Source organism: Spirosoma taeanense (assembly GCF_013127955.1).
Classification (GTDB): Bacteria; Bacteroidota; Bacteroidia; order Cytophagales; family Spirosomataceae; genus Spirosoma; species Spirosoma taeanense.
On sequence record NZ_CP053435.1, the window covers coordinates 3,203,148 to 3,216,108 of the forward strand.

Consider the following 12,961-nt stretch of genomic DNA (forward strand, 5'->3'; position numbering starts at 1 on the left):
AATTCCAACCGACTCGATTGCATTTGGTCATCCGTGCACATTCTTTTTCTAGTTTCAGGCTCATCAGGTTCCAGTACACTGCACCGGTTAAGAAGTTAAGCTCGTTATATAACGGGCCGAAAAATTGGCTTTTCTTTGTAGCGCACTGCTCATCTCCTGACTTGAAAGCATTTTTCGCTTCTTTATTGATTCTGATCACCTCCTCGGTAGTGAACGCCCAGCCCTTCGGCGGGCAGCGTGTTTTTTCGTTTCTGGACTTACCAACCCACGCCCGCGTAGCGGCTCTCGGCGGTCAGGTAGCTACGGCAACGCGCCCGGATGGGTCGTACCACCTGAACAACCCCGCCCTTACCGATTCGTTGCCTGACAATCAGCTTTCCATTAGTCTAATGCCGTATCTGGCAGCGGCTAAATATTATACGCTGCAGTATGGCTTGCCGATTAAAAGCCGGGGAACGTGGGCTATGGGTTTGCAGTATCTCAGCTATGGTCAGTTTGACCTGACCGATCCGGCCGGGAATCTGCTCGGCACGTTCCGGGCCGACGACTATGCCCTGAGCCTGAGTCACGCCCGCACGGAGGGCAACTTTACGCTGGGGGCAACAATCAAAGCGGTGGGGTCAGCCATTGAAACTTACTCGGCCTTTGGCGTTCTGGCCGATCTCGGTGGTATCTGGCGGCATCCGAAGCAGGAGCTAACGTTCGGATTAGTCGCCAAAAACGTCGGGTATCTGATCAACAACTTCGGTCCCACCGATGCCGACCTGCCGTTCGATCTGCAGGCGGGGGTTACGCTCAAACCTCGTTACGCCCCTATCCGGCTGACCCTGACGGCTCATCATCTTCAACGGTTCGACATCAGCTATAATGATCCGAATCTCAATGTGCGTTACGATCTGAACGGCAACCCAATTCCGCAAACCGTTAGCATCGTTGAGAAAGCCGCCCGGCACCTGAGCGTCGGCATCGAGTTTCTCATCAGCCGTAACGTGCATCTGCTCGCTGGTTATAACCATCAGAAGCGACAGGAAGGCAAACTCCTGACGGGTGGCGGGGGCGCAAGTATTTCGTTCGGGGCGTCGGTGCAGGCGCATGGGTTTCAGTTAACTTATGGCCGGTTTTCGGCCGTGCCAACGGCGGGCGGTAGCAGTCAGTTGTCGCTGCGGATAGACCTGGATCGGCTGCTCAACTAGTGCTGGTTTTCCGTCACTGCCTGCCTACTTTTGCCGGCATTATTGGGAATTTGAGTTCATCACCGACACATTTTCCTGTTTCCTGTGTTTGTCTAGATAAATGCGCGCAAAGCGCGTTCTGCTTTTCAATGACTCAGTTACTCAAAGACCTTACGCCCCGGCAGATTGTTGCCGAGTTGGATCAATACATAATCGGGCAGAATGATGCCAAACGAAACGTAGCGATTGCGCTCAGAAATCGCTGGCGCCGGATGAACAGCGCAGCCGACATGCAGCGCGAGATTACGCCCAACAACATCCTGATGATCGGCGCAACGGGCGTCGGCAAGACCGAAATCGCCCGACGGCTGGCAAAAATCGCCGATGCGCCCTTCATTAAAGTCGAAGCTTCCAAATTTACGGAAGTCGGTTACGTCGGCCGCGACGTCGAGAGCATGGTGCGCGACCTGGTCGAGCAGGCGGTCAATATGGTGCGGGCGGCCAAGAAAGAAGCCGTCAAGGCGAGGGCGCAGCAGATGGTCGAAGATGCCATTCTGGACATCCTGATTCCGCCCGTCAAGCCCGCCAACGGTCAGCATCTGGGCTTTGAGAACGAAAAGCTGGACCCGGATGCCGAACTGAACGAGCGTACCCGCGAGCGTTTCCGCGAGAAAATTCGCTCCGGCGAAATGGACGACCGCAAGATCGAAATTGATGTTCAGCAGAGCCAGACACCAAACATCGGGATTATGGGCGGAGCCGTCGATGACTTGTCCATGATGAACCTTCAGGAGATGATTGGCGGGATGATGCCCAAACGCGGCAAAAAACGAAAAGTGACCATCGCCGAAGCCCGCACAATCCTGCTGGAAGAAGAAGCCGCCAAGCTCATCGACATGGACGAGGTGAAGGAAGAAGCCATTCGTAAGGCCGAAGACGCCGGGATCATCTTCATCGACGAAATTGACAAGGTAGCCTCCAGCCGCGCCGGTGGCTCAGGCGGGCCAGACGTCAGCCGCGAGGGCGTACAGCGCGACCTGCTGCCGATTGTCGAGGGCAGCGCGGTCAATACCAAGTACGGCGTCATTCATACCGACCACATTCTGTTTATTGCAGCCGGGGCCTTCCACGTCAGCAAACCCAGCGACCTTATCCCGGAGTTGCAGGGTCGTTTCCCAATTCGAGTGGAGCTGCAGAGCCTGTCCGAAGATGATTTTTACCAGATTCTGAAGGAACCGCGTAACGCCCTGACGAAGCAGTACGAGGCCATGCTGGCGTCGGAGAACGTCGAATTAACGTTCGACGACGATGCCCTGCGCGAACTCGCCCGGATTGCATTTGAGGTCAACAGCGAGGTGGAAAACATTGGCGCGCGCCGGTTACAGACCGTCCTGAGCCACCTCATGAACGATTTCATGTTCGACATCCCCGACGTCATCGGCGCGAATGCGCATGTTGTCGTTACGAAGGAGTTGGTCGGTGAAAAGCTGAACAGTCTGGTTCAGAACCGGGATTTAAGCCAGTTCATTCTATAAGGCGTGTCTGGCCGGGCGGGATTATCAGCCCGGTCAGACTTTGCACAACTTGCTCCACGGCCCGGTCGGTATCCGCCCGCTTACGCTCGGGCGGGTCGAACCGGTTGAAGGGCCGCAGTTCGAGCACGAACGTTTCCTCAATCGTTACGTCATCAATGGGCGTGTACAGCTTATACCCGATCAGGTTTATTGGAATCAGGCCATGCCGTACCTTGAAGCTCGTCAGCAGCCCGGCTAGTAGCTGTTCAACCCGCTCCATCGAAACGCCTGGTATGGGTACGAACCGAACTTCGGCCCGATTGCGGTCAACGAGCGTTTGGTCGTGGGGAGCGTAGTGACCCTCGCAGCTTGAAAACGTCTGAACCAGCCCCGTCGCGTTCAGGGCATCGACCAGCGGCCTGATTCGGGGCTCAATAGCGTCGGTGAGTTTAGCGTCCATTCGTCGGCTATGGGCGTAATGCGATGATCAGTCGGCTATGGGCTGACGAACCGTTTTACGTTGGAAGAAGACCAGGTAAATGACTGCTACGACAGCCAGCATGCCCGCCATACCAAAGGAAGCATCCAGCCCTGCTTTGCCCGCGACATGATTCAGCAACCAGCCCGCCACCACCGCGCCAATGCCGATACCGGCTTCGAGGGCAATGTACATGGTTGCCATCGCCCGGCCGCGCGTCTGTTCATCGCTCAGGTCGGCGGTCCAGGCCTGCACCGTTGGTGAGTTCATTCCCCACGACATCCCGTAAAAGATAGCCGCCGTCCAGAACCAGACTGTCGAGTTGGTCAGCATCAGCATACCCATCGAAATAGCCAGTACCACGGTTGAGATCAGCAGGACCGGCACGCGCCCGTGCCGGTCGGACGAACGGCTGAAGGCCAGCCGCACGGCCAGCGAGGCAACCGTATAGACCGTAAAAAAGAGTCCTTTGTTGGTAATACCCAGCGAAGAGCTTACTGTTGAAATAACGGTCAGAATCACCCCCGACGAGAACGACTGCAGCAGCAGGACGATGAAAGGCGGCAAAGCCTGCTTGTCGAAAATTTCGTTCTTTTTCAGCCGCAGCAGACTAAACCGGAAAGGCTGCGTATTGACCAGCGTTTCAGGCATCCGGAGCAGAATCCCAATCGACAGCAGGGCAAAGGCCGACGAGGTCCAGAACATGACGTTCATGGAATACGAATCGGCAAGCCAGCTGCCAATGGCTGGCCCAAGCGACATGCCCATGGCTGTAAACAGGCCCAGCATGCCCATGGCTTCGCCCCGGCGCGTGGCCGGCACGACATCGGCCACGTAAGCCGATGTGGCTGTAGGCTTGGTGCCCGTCGAAAAGCCGTGAATGAGTCGGAGCGTCAGAAAACCCCAGACCGTAATCAGATACGGATACAGAAACCCGCAGATAAAGCAGACCAGTGAGCCGAAGGCCATGACGGGTACCCGCCCGACCGTATCGGTAAGTTTGCCGCTGAATGGCCGGGAAACACCCGCAGTCAACGTAAATAAGGCGATGATTAAGCCGACGTATTCGCGCCCGCCGAGTTGCGTCAGGTACTCGGGCAATTCGGGAATCATCATGGAAAAACTCGCTGAGAACAAGAAGTTACTGACGCACAGCAACCAGAAGGAAAGCGTATAAAGCGAGGGACCGCGCGATACTCGGCGAATGAAAAGCGGGCGAACGACCAAAACAAGTTGATTTAGTTCACCCAAATTTACGCATATATTCGGTAACGAATTGGCTATCCTTAGTGAACGGCTGCGTTTATTTAGCCACGCTCAGGGGGGCCAGCAGGGGCAGGACAACCGTAAAATAGCCATTGTCGTCGCTAACGATGGGGTCAGCCTGCGCCAGCAGCCGGTATTTTGCCGCGATATTGGTCAGGCCAATCTGGTTCGACGCAACGCGGCCCGTTTTACGCTGAAGATTATTCCGAACCTGCAGCCATCCGTCGTCCGTCGTGGTAATGGAAATGTGCAGCGGACGCCCCGCCAGAATCACATTATGCTTCACGGCGTTTTCCAGCAGCATTTGGAGGGTTAAGGGCGGTAACTGATGCTGGCGGTAATGGGGCGGCACATCAACCGTCAGATCAATACCCGCCCGGTAGCGGGTCTTCAGCAGGTGATAATACGAGTCAATGAAGCCTAATTCCGTTGCCAGCGTTGTCAGCTCCCCTTCGTTGGTTTGCAGCAGATACCGGTACGTTTTCGCCATTTCATCCACAAACTGTTCGGCCTTGTCTGGTTCGTCGGCAATGAGCGAGGAAAGCGAGTTCAGGCTATTGAACAAGAAGTGCGGGTTTACCTGCGCTTTCAGACTTTCGAACTGGCTTTGCAGATTCACCTTGCGTAACTGCTCGCGCTCGATGGCGTTTTCCCGCCATTGGTTGAGCGAATAAACACTTTCGTCAATCCCTACCGACAGCACGTTCGCGCCTAAATTCACGACCAGAATCAGCTGGGTGGTGCTCCAGTCATGCTGATACCCGTATAAATGAAAATACGAGTACAGGGCTATTGGCCCAAGGATGAAGAACGGGGTAACAAGGATAAAAACGAGCAACAGCCAGCTCACGCGCGGCCAGGTCTGCCCAATTCCGGGGTAATGTCGAATAACTTTCTGCGTCAGTTGGTCGAGCGTCAGCAGGCAGCAACCCGCAATGCTCAGGTTCAGCAACGTAGACGATACAAACGTCCAGCCATCCGTCAAGTACTTCGGACCGACGACCCAGTACGTCAGCAACGGAATAAACCACGGGAACAGCAACGCGAAGTGCCATTTCGTCTGCTGCCGAATCGAGGGCAGACTTCGCCAGAAGAGGACTATATTCTTCACGAACGGCTTCATGATATGGTAGTCGGCAGCGGCCCGGTCAGCAGAGGTAACGTAACGGTAAAGTCGGTATCGGTCTGTTCAATCCGCACTGATTCATTCCCGATCAGCCGGTATTTGGCCAGCAGATTCGCCAGCCCCGACTGGCTGGTTTCGACCCGGATGGTTTTCTGCTGCCGGTTGTTCTGCACCCGAAGCTCGCCATCGGTCGTGGTCGAAATGGTAATCAGCAATGGCTTGTTCGTCAGCATTACATTGTGCTTGATTGCGTTATCAATCAGGGTCTGAAGGCTCAGGGGCGGCAAACTTCGCTCCAGATAAGCCCTTGCCACCTGCTGCTCGATACGCAGACTTGACCCGTAACGCGTCTGGAGCAGACCGGCATAAATGGTTATAAATCTTAATTCGGCCTGCAGACTAATCCACTGGTGGTTACCTGCCTGCAGCAGATACCGATATACCTTCGACAAATCGTCCACAAACTGCTCGGCCCGGGCCGGATCGTCGCCGATGAGCGAGGAGAGCGAGTTCAGGCTGTTAAACAGAAAGTGGGGACTCAACTGCCCTTTCAGGGTGTCGAACTGGTGCTGCAAGGCTGTTCGTTTTAACTGCTCATTTTCGGTCTGGTACGTTTTCCACTGCGCATACGTATAAAAAACGCTGAGAGCAATGCACAGAAACACATCGAAGATAAACCCCAGAATCCAGATTGGCTGCACGGCCGCCCACGTAAACCGAACGCCCGTTACCGGTATCAGGCTATATGTCCAGACATCGAAAATGGCCAGCACCACCGTCAACCCACCCACCACCGCCAGCATGACCAGCGTACGGGGTAGCGCCTGACGCACGTCGGGAAACCAGCGGATCACCTGTTTCACGGCCAGAGTCAGTACCACAATCGACAGCCAGTACAGGCCACACACCAGCGCTGTGCCGACGGCAAACGTCACCGGATCGCGAAAGTAGCGCAGGCCAATGAAGTAGTAGTTGCCAAGCGGGAACAGCACCGGCATCATCAGCAGGTGATACCACCACTCCAGTTTAGAGAAAAACCGAGGACGTCTCAGGCGTACTGAACTCATGGCCGCCTTAGTTAGCCCAACCGGACACTATCCGGAACCTTTGTTTCCAAACACTTCTCAATTCTATCGTCTGCCACTGGCCGAAAAATTGCCCTAACCAGGCCCTGTTTTGTCTCATCTGTCCGGTTGATCGTAAACGCTAAAATAGCAGTATTTGACCTGAAACCGACAATGCAGAGCGTATACCCCAGTAATTTGCACGCCCTTGAGTCTGGCTCCACGCCGAAGTCCAAGGGCTTCTGATAGTCACTGATCACGTACTGAATACCATCAACTGGCCGGAGCCGGGATTCAGAATCACTATGCCCACCTTAACCGGATTATTCGTTTACGGGTTGCTTTTGCCCAGTGCATTGTCTCAACGGCCTGTATCGTAATGACCGTCTCCCTGCTGACAGCCCCGGCTGGAAACGTCAGCGAAAATTTACCATCGGGCGTAACGAGTGAGCCGCCTGATAGGCCGATCGTTTTGGTAACCGGAGCGCCAATCAGCTGACCAACGGCGGTGGGTGTGCCTGGCGACGGCAATTGTACGTTCGGATCGTCCGAGGTGATTACATTGTCGGTTTTCGGTTCGCAGGCCAGCAGGCTTAGCAGTGCGAAAGGTAAAAGTTTAGTCAGAGAGTACCGGGTTAATTGCATAATCGGAAGAAGGACTAACGGATTGATCTGTGAAGACGGAGCAAAGTTGAGGTCAGATTGGGGCTGGGTCAATGTTGCTCCACCTTAACTAGCCTATTCACGGGATGAATTGGGCGCATCTATGAGCGAACTGTTTCATCCGGAAGAACAGGCAATGAACACCTTCAATATAAAAGCCAGCGGCACGGCTGGTGCGCCTGCCTTTACCTTCCTGGATTACATCACCAATCTTCCGGCCTGAATGATACGGCACGACTATCCACCTGATACGTTCGGAAGTAGACTCCTTCCCAAAAGCCGTCGATGGCTGACGCTTCATGAGAGACTTATTCCGTTTCAGAGGGGTTGTCATTGGCTTTGGGCATAGCTGGACGCAGTTTTACTCTGGCCCCGGCTTTCGAATCACAAGAGCAATCATCTACGCCGGAGTTACTGGCCTTAGCTTAGAGTAGGTATCCGCAAGTCTGTCGGGCGAACGGATATCAGTCCTGCTGAGCGAACTCCAGCGCGGAGCTTATGTAGTCGATCCCTTATTAAACCTTATATCATGGCTTATCAGAACAAAACCATTCAGAATCGGATAACCGGACAGACTATCCGATTTATCCATACGGCTCAGGACACCGGCGGGCAACTCCTGGAAATGGAGGCTCTTTTTCAGCCACAGACGGTTGAACCCGCCCCGCACTATCACCCCCGGCAGGAGGAAAACTTCAAAATTCTGTCCGGCGAGCTAACTGTCCGAATTGATGGGCAAGTAAAAACATTCCGGCCGGGCGACGAACTGCATATTCCGCCGAAGACCGTCCATTCAATGTGGAACCAGTCTAGTCAACGAACTATCGTTAACTGGCAGGTGCAGCCGGCGCTGGATACGGAATTTTTTCTTGAAACCGCAACCGGACTGGCTAACGACGGGAAGGTCAACGCAGCCGGCAGACCGCCCCTGTTGCAGGTTGCGTTGCTGGCCAACCGGTTTTCGGACGTATTTCGGCTGGAAAAACCCAGTCGGTCGGTTCAGAAGGTGTTGTTTCTCCTGCTGACCCCGCTGGCTTATCTAAACGGGTACAGGCCAACCTATAAAAAGTACCTGAACTGATGCTTCAGGTTGGCTGGTAACCTCCGCTCAATTCCGTATTTTGCCCGACCCGATGCCGCCCTGTCTGGCCCAGTCGGCTCCTGTATGCTGTTTTAAAATTTTGTCATGATGGCCTTGGCGATCAGCCCGGCCGCAATAAGTCCCGGTTGAACATTTTTTAGGCCGGTCAGCCCCATGATGTCTTTCAACGGCACGTCAAGTCGGTGAGTAGGCTTATTTCAGTGGCTTCAGCCTTTGGCCGGGATATTACACGACGGGCTGGAGCCGATGAAGTAATTTAGCCGAATCGCGGGCGCGTTTTAGCCGCATCTTCATAGCACTCACGCTAACTCCCTCCTCGCTGGCCAGCGTTGCAATCTCTTTATCCATCAGGTATTTGACCCGCAGAAGCTGCTCATCACGGACGGGCAGGCGGGCCAACGCTCCTTCGGCTAAGCGCCAGCGTTCGTCCAGCGAGGGTTCGTCAGACGTAGTTTGCCCCATGAACATCTCTCCTACTTCTTCCAGCGACAGATGATGGCGTGAACGCTTTCTCGACTGCTGGACATCGAAACAGTGATTGCGGGTGAGCGTATATAACCAGGTGGAAAACCTGGACTGATGGCGGAAACCCGACAGACGCGTAAAGACTTTGCAGAATATCTCCTGAGTCTGATCCTGCGCTTCGTCAGAATCGTTCAGCAGCCGCAGACAGGACTGGTAAACTTTACGGTGGTAGCGCTGATACAGCGCGTTGAAATATTCATCGCGATGGGTCGCTAAAAATTGATTTACAAGTTCCTCATCAGTACGGCTGCTCTTCATTGAAGTGTATTGTTTTAAAAAGTACGGTGGTGTCTTGTTAACTCAGCCGGGATGATATTCACCTAAGTAAAGCCCCGGCAAGGCTGTCATTTATTGGTGTCTGATTCAATGGATTGAGCCTGCCGGGGCAAGTACAGTTACGGCGAAATCGTAAGTAGTTCTACTTACGACGTTAAGACGGCCCGAAATAGATGTAGTTACATTAAAGTTCAATTAAGAATTAGTTGTTAATATCAAGAGGCAGATATGGCTTGGGAAGCCACCTTAAATAGATCAGAAAACGTTTTGCCTCGCTCGCAACCCATTTAAAGCCACTTGTAATCAGGTGACTAAGCGCAGGGCAACGATGCCGCCAGTAAGAGCGGCCATCTACTCAACAAAGCTGGGCCGCAGCCACTTTTTTTATAGATTAGTTCGTGTGAGTTGTCGTAGACTATCAGCAAACATAGCCGTTAAATATCAGCTCCTGAATCAGCCGGCTCCGCTTATTGAAGAATGCGAAGGCTGGTTTCAGGTGACGCTCCCTCCCTGCAGTCTCGCCTTTGCCGGTTTCCAACGTTAACCAGGTTAGCAGCCGCGAACGTTCGTAGGGTTAGAACAAACAAAAATCCCCGGCGTAAGTGCACCGGGGATTCCTATCTTCTCAACCTAACCTAACTTCTATTTCTGATTGACTTTTTCGGAAGCAACCGGCGTCTTCTGAGCCGTTACGCTGCGCTGCGGCTTATAGATAGCGCCCGTTGCAAAGTCCACGATAGCGCCGGGCCAGAACAGGATGATGTCGGCGACTAGCGCCCCTACGCGCACCTGCCGCTGCTGTTCGCCGGGCATGGGCTTACGTTTCTGATGTTCGGTTACGCGTCCGCCAAACACGGTAGCGCAGCTGGTCAATGAACCCGACAGGGTAATAGTGGCCAGAGCCAGCAGAGTAAATTTCTTAATGGATTTCATGCTCGTGTTTTTGATTAAAAAGAGGAGTTATTTAGCCAGAATAAGGGTAAAGGGCACATCTTTGGCGTCGCTGGTTTCAATCATCAGCTTTCCTTTTTTGGTGTAGGCAATCTGCTCGCCGTCTTTTCGGAAATCAACATCGCCGTTGCCGGTTTCGCTAACCGTAATGTCGTCAATCGTTCCACTCAGGAACGACTCGTTAGACGAGCGCTGGATGATGTCAACCTGAATCGATACGGTTGTAGCTGTCTCGCGGGCGATCGTACTGCTGCCCGTTAACTGAGTCTCACCAACCGCATACGTTTTTCCGCTCACCGACAACTGAGCGAGGTTGTAGTGTCCGGCTACCCGTGTAGCCAGATCGGCGGCCGGAGCCGGATCGTTTTCTTTTTTGCAGGCCGTTAGGGAGACAGCGGCCAACAGGAGCAGCAGCGCTGAGCGACGGAAAAGAGTTAAGGGGTTCATCGTATTGTTGTTATGTTCTGGTAAAAGAGGAAGATTCTGCCCGACCCTGTTCCGGTTGGGTGATACAAAGTTGGCCGGTCGGGCAGGCACAAGGAAGCATTGGGTGCATCAACCGACAGGAAGAGGTTCCGAACTGCCATATTAATCGGTTGAGTTGACCAAAACGCATCTCAGCAACCCCCGCTCATTTCTCTAAAATTCGTAGCAACTAATCTGTCTCACAACCCATGTATGCTCTGCGACAACTGGCGTCAGAAACGGGGCAGTTCATACGGAATATGGTTTTGGACAAGACGAAGTCAGGCCACTTTTGGCGAACAAAACCAAACGTTCGCTCATGAAAATCCGCTGTTTTCAACTCCTTACCGCTGCCCACCTGCTAATTGGGCTCTTTCTATTCACCGCGACCAACGGTCTGGCTCAGTCGTCTGGCCGAAAATTCAGCTTCGGCGTGAAAGTGGGAGCCAACTTCTCCCAACTGAATAACCTTAGTTTCTCAACGCCCCGGCTAACGGCCAATGGCTTACCGGTGATGTCGGGCGGGCAGGTCGTGTATGATTTTTTCCAGCAGAATGACGCCCGCACGACGGGCATTGTTGGCGGGTTGTTTGCTCGTTTCGGCAATCGGCTGTATCTCCAGCCCGAACTGCTCGTTTCGGCAAAAGGCGGTAAGTTCGATGTGATCCGGCAGGGGCTGGCCACTCAGTCCGTGGACGTAAAGCTGACGACGGTTGACCTGCTCCTGCTGATTGGGGTACGTCTGGGGCCGCTTCGGCTGAACGCGGGCCCTATGGCGTCTCTGACGGTTTCGGAAAGCGGCAACCTGAAAGCAACCGTTCAGCAATACACTAACCAACCCATTAGCAAGACGGCTAAACAGGCGGTGTTTGGGTACCAGGCCGGGGGCGGTATAACGTTGGGTGGTCTGCAACTGGATCTGCGCTACGAAGGGAACCTGTCTGACCTGTCGTCGGTCGGTATTCAGACGCCCAATAACGACACGCGCTTTTCGACCAAGGCCAGTCTCTGGCAGTTAACTGTTGGCTTTGGCTTTTAACCCTTGCCATTCTGACCGATTCCGCGTACCTCTGGCATGTACCCCTTGAGTACGCGGAATACCTCATGCAAAACATTACCGTCACTGACCAGTTTTCAGGCAAAACAGATTAGTCCGTTTCGACATAATCGCTGCCATCATACTCAGAAATTTAGCGCCGGATGGCGAAACCAGCCCCGGAAGTCCGGGTCAGCGCTCTTCCCGGACCGATGAGGATGTACCAACCCGACTTAAGCGACGATGAAACCGCTTACCGGGAACGGGGCCAGATTCGGTGGGGCTGCTGGACGAGGACGATCGAACCGAAGGCCCGTTGACGCTTGATACCCATACCGGCGACAATGAAACCGTAACACCGGGAGCCTGATCTGCACGCGAATATTGCGGCAGATGGATGGTGTGAGCTACCTGCTACGCGAGTTGCAGGTCATTTTTCTTGTCCTGATGTTTCTGCATCCGGCGTAAGCACCATTCAGGATTTCGACCGTGCGCACAATGTGGAACCTTTGTTCAGCATGACACATTCGACGCGGTGCCCCATGGCGGCATCGGCGATCTCGGCCCGCGACGGCAGGCCGGTTTTGGCTATTCCTTCCAGAAGCTGCGTCGCCCAGATGATGCCAGACCATCCGGTCCAAGAAGTCCTAAGAGGGCATGCCGCTGAAAACTGCTCAAGAAAGGTCTGCTTACAGCGACCATACTTAGCGCTGAATATCATTTTGCCTAACTTGTTTGGTTACCAGTCAATCAGTATTGAATGACTCATGGCAGCCCGCCCCCCTACCAACAGCCCCATAATGTTATCCTGATTGAGAGTTAGCCGGGCAGTCAGTACACTTGATGAGGGCGGAGGCATCAGATGGCCTTGTTCAATCAGGAACGTCGTCTTTTTCTGGTGGAGAAACGCATACAGGTAGCAGGCCAGCGGTCCAGCAGTGCTTTCGGGACCGGTTTCTGGCGCACATGGGCCAGCGGCTCCTGCCCATCGACGTAGCAGAGGTCGCTTATTACTTCTCGGCCAACAAGCTAACGTACCTGAAGACCTACGCTGATAAGCAGTACGTGCTTGATTATTCGCTGGATGAACTCGAACACATCCTCGACCCACGCCGGTTCTACCGCGCTAACCGGCAGTTCATCGTCAGCCTTAAAGCCGTGCAGAAGATTTATCTTTACTTCACCAGCAAGCTGAAAGTGGACCTCAATCCGGCGGCTGAAGAAGACTTTGAATTATCTGCTTGGCGACCCACTCCTTTGGTAGTGGCTTAGGTGCGTTGAAACAGGAGACTGCTTTTGAGACCATTCACAAAGATGCCGACT

General features: G+C 53.8%; 13 protein-coding genes. 5 read left to right on the plus strand and 8 right to left on the minus strand.

Annotated features, from left to right (window positions below):
- Nucleotides 1-161: 161 nt before the first annotated feature.
- Nucleotides 162-1,193, plus strand: coding sequence for a type IX secretion system protein PorQ (gene porQ, locus HNV11_RS13425; RefSeq protein ID WP_171740149.1), 1,032 nt, complete (start codon nucleotides 162-164; stop codon nucleotides 1,191-1,193).
- Between the two features lie 128 nt (nucleotides 1,194-1,321).
- Complete coding sequence (hslU, locus tag HNV11_RS13430) at nucleotides 1,322-2,707, plus strand: ATP-dependent protease ATPase subunit HslU (protein WP_171740150.1); 1,386 nt, start codon at nucleotides 1,322-1,324, stop codon at nucleotides 2,705-2,707.
- Here hslU and HNV11_RS13435 read toward each other — a convergent pair.
- The 5 genes from HNV11_RS13435 to HNV11_RS13455 form a co-directional block, all read right to left on the minus strand.
- Entirely contained in the window at nucleotides 2,697-3,146 is a 450-nt protein-coding gene (locus tag HNV11_RS13435; protein WP_171740151.1) for a hypothetical protein, read from the minus strand. The two genes, hslU and HNV11_RS13435, sit on opposite strands and share 11 nt — an antisense overlap.
- A 27-nt stretch (nucleotides 3,147-3,173) precedes the next feature.
- Nucleotides 3,174-4,280, minus strand: coding sequence for an MFS transporter (locus tag HNV11_RS13440; RefSeq protein WP_240163427.1), 1,107 nt, complete (start codon nucleotides 4,278-4,280; stop codon nucleotides 3,174-3,176).
- A gap of 187 nt (nucleotides 4,281-4,467) precedes the next feature.
- Entirely contained in the window at nucleotides 4,468-5,553 is a 1,086-nt protein-coding gene (locus tag HNV11_RS13445; protein ID WP_171740153.1) for a sensor histidine kinase, read from the minus strand.
- Nucleotides 5,550-6,623, minus strand: a complete 1,074-nt coding sequence (locus tag HNV11_RS13450) for a sensor histidine kinase (protein ID WP_240163429.1) — start codon at nucleotides 6,621-6,623, stop codon at nucleotides 5,550-5,552. Before HNV11_RS13450 ends, HNV11_RS13445 begins: the two co-directional genes overlap by 4 nt.
- Nucleotides 6,624-6,923: 300 nt before the next feature.
- The gene (locus HNV11_RS13455; protein WP_171740154.1) at nucleotides 6,924-7,265 is read right to left on the minus strand and encodes a hypothetical protein; all 342 of its coding nucleotides are present in this window, start codon (nucleotides 7,263-7,265) and stop codon (nucleotides 6,924-6,926) included.
- Nucleotides 7,266-7,812: 547 nt separating this feature from the next.
- On the opposite strand from HNV11_RS13455, the gene HNV11_RS13460 reads away from it, so the two are divergent.
- Complete coding sequence (locus HNV11_RS13460) at nucleotides 7,813-8,364, plus strand: cupin domain-containing protein (protein ID WP_171740155.1); 552 nt, start codon at nucleotides 7,813-7,815, stop codon at nucleotides 8,362-8,364.
- A gap of 246 nt (nucleotides 8,365-8,610) precedes the next feature.
- On the opposite strand, the gene HNV11_RS13465 is transcribed toward HNV11_RS13460, so the two are convergent.
- The 3 genes from HNV11_RS13465 to HNV11_RS13475 form a co-directional block, all read right to left on the minus strand.
- A complete protein-coding gene (locus HNV11_RS13465; RefSeq protein WP_171740156.1) occupies nucleotides 8,611-9,168 on the minus strand; it encodes an RNA polymerase sigma factor in 558 nt (185 codons plus the stop codon).
- A 660-nt stretch (nucleotides 9,169-9,828) separates the two neighbouring features.
- On the minus strand, nucleotides 9,829-10,119 hold the full coding sequence (locus HNV11_RS13470; protein ID WP_171740157.1) for a hypothetical protein: 291 nt from the start codon (nucleotides 10,117-10,119) through the stop codon (nucleotides 9,829-9,831).
- A gap of 27 nt (nucleotides 10,120-10,146) precedes the next feature.
- A complete protein-coding gene (locus HNV11_RS13475) occupies nucleotides 10,147-10,584 on the minus strand; it encodes a hypothetical protein (RefSeq protein WP_171740158.1) in 438 nt (145 codons plus the stop codon).
- 337 nt (nucleotides 10,585-10,921) lie between these two features.
- Here HNV11_RS13475 and HNV11_RS13480 point away from each other — a divergent pair, with 337 nt between their 5' ends.
- Together HNV11_RS13480 and HNV11_RS13485 are read left to right on the plus strand one after the other, a co-directional pair.
- Nucleotides 10,922-11,641, plus strand: coding sequence for an outer membrane beta-barrel protein (locus tag HNV11_RS13480; RefSeq protein WP_171740159.1), 720 nt, complete (start codon nucleotides 10,922-10,924; stop codon nucleotides 11,639-11,641).
- A 963-nt stretch (nucleotides 11,642-12,604) separates the two neighbouring features.
- Complete coding sequence (locus HNV11_RS13485; protein ID WP_240163431.1) at nucleotides 12,605-12,910, plus strand: LytR/AlgR family response regulator transcription factor; 306 nt, start codon at nucleotides 12,605-12,607, stop codon at nucleotides 12,908-12,910.
- Nucleotides 12,911-12,961: the final 51 nt, after the last annotated feature.

Coding starts and splice junctions, on each gene's coding strand:
- HNV11_RS13440 (WP_240163427.1), bottom strand. CDS start 4,280: ATGATGATTCCCGAATTGCCCGAGTACCTGACGCAACTCGGCGGGCGC.
- HNV11_RS13480 (WP_171740159.1), top strand. CDS start 10,922: ATGAAAATCCGCTGTTTTCAACTCCTTACCGCTGCCCACCTGCTAATT.
- HNV11_RS13485 (WP_240163431.1), top strand. CDS start 12,605: ATGGGCCAGCGGCTCCTGCCCATCGACGTAGCAGAGGTCGCTTATTAC.
- HNV11_RS13455 (WP_171740154.1), bottom strand. CDS start 7,265: ATGCAATTAACCCGGTACTCTCTGACTAAACTTTTACCTTTCGCACTG.
- HNV11_RS13460 (WP_171740155.1), top strand. CDS start 7,813: ATGGCTTATCAGAACAAAACCATTCAGAATCGGATAACCGGACAGACT.
- HNV11_RS13435 (WP_171740151.1), bottom strand. CDS start 3,146: ATGGACGCTAAACTCACCGACGCTATTGAGCCCCGAATCAGGCCGCTG.
- hslU (WP_171740150.1), top strand. CDS start 1,322: ATGACTCAGTTACTCAAAGACCTTACGCCCCGGCAGATTGTTGCCGAG.
- HNV11_RS13450 (WP_240163429.1), bottom strand. CDS start 6,623: ATGAGTTCAGTACGCCTGAGACGTCCTCGGTTTTTCTCTAAACTGGAG.
- HNV11_RS13465 (WP_171740156.1), bottom strand. CDS start 9,168: ATGAAGAGCAGCCGTACTGATGAGGAACTTGTAAATCAATTTTTAGCG.
- HNV11_RS13470 (WP_171740157.1), bottom strand. CDS start 10,119: ATGAAATCCATTAAGAAATTTACTCTGCTGGCTCTGGCCACTATTACC.
- HNV11_RS13475 (WP_171740158.1), bottom strand. CDS start 10,584: ATGAACCCCTTAACTCTTTTCCGTCGCTCAGCGCTGCTGCTCCTGTTG.
- HNV11_RS13445 (WP_171740153.1), bottom strand. CDS start 5,553: ATGAAGCCGTTCGTGAAGAATATAGTCCTCTTCTGGCGAAGTCTGCCC.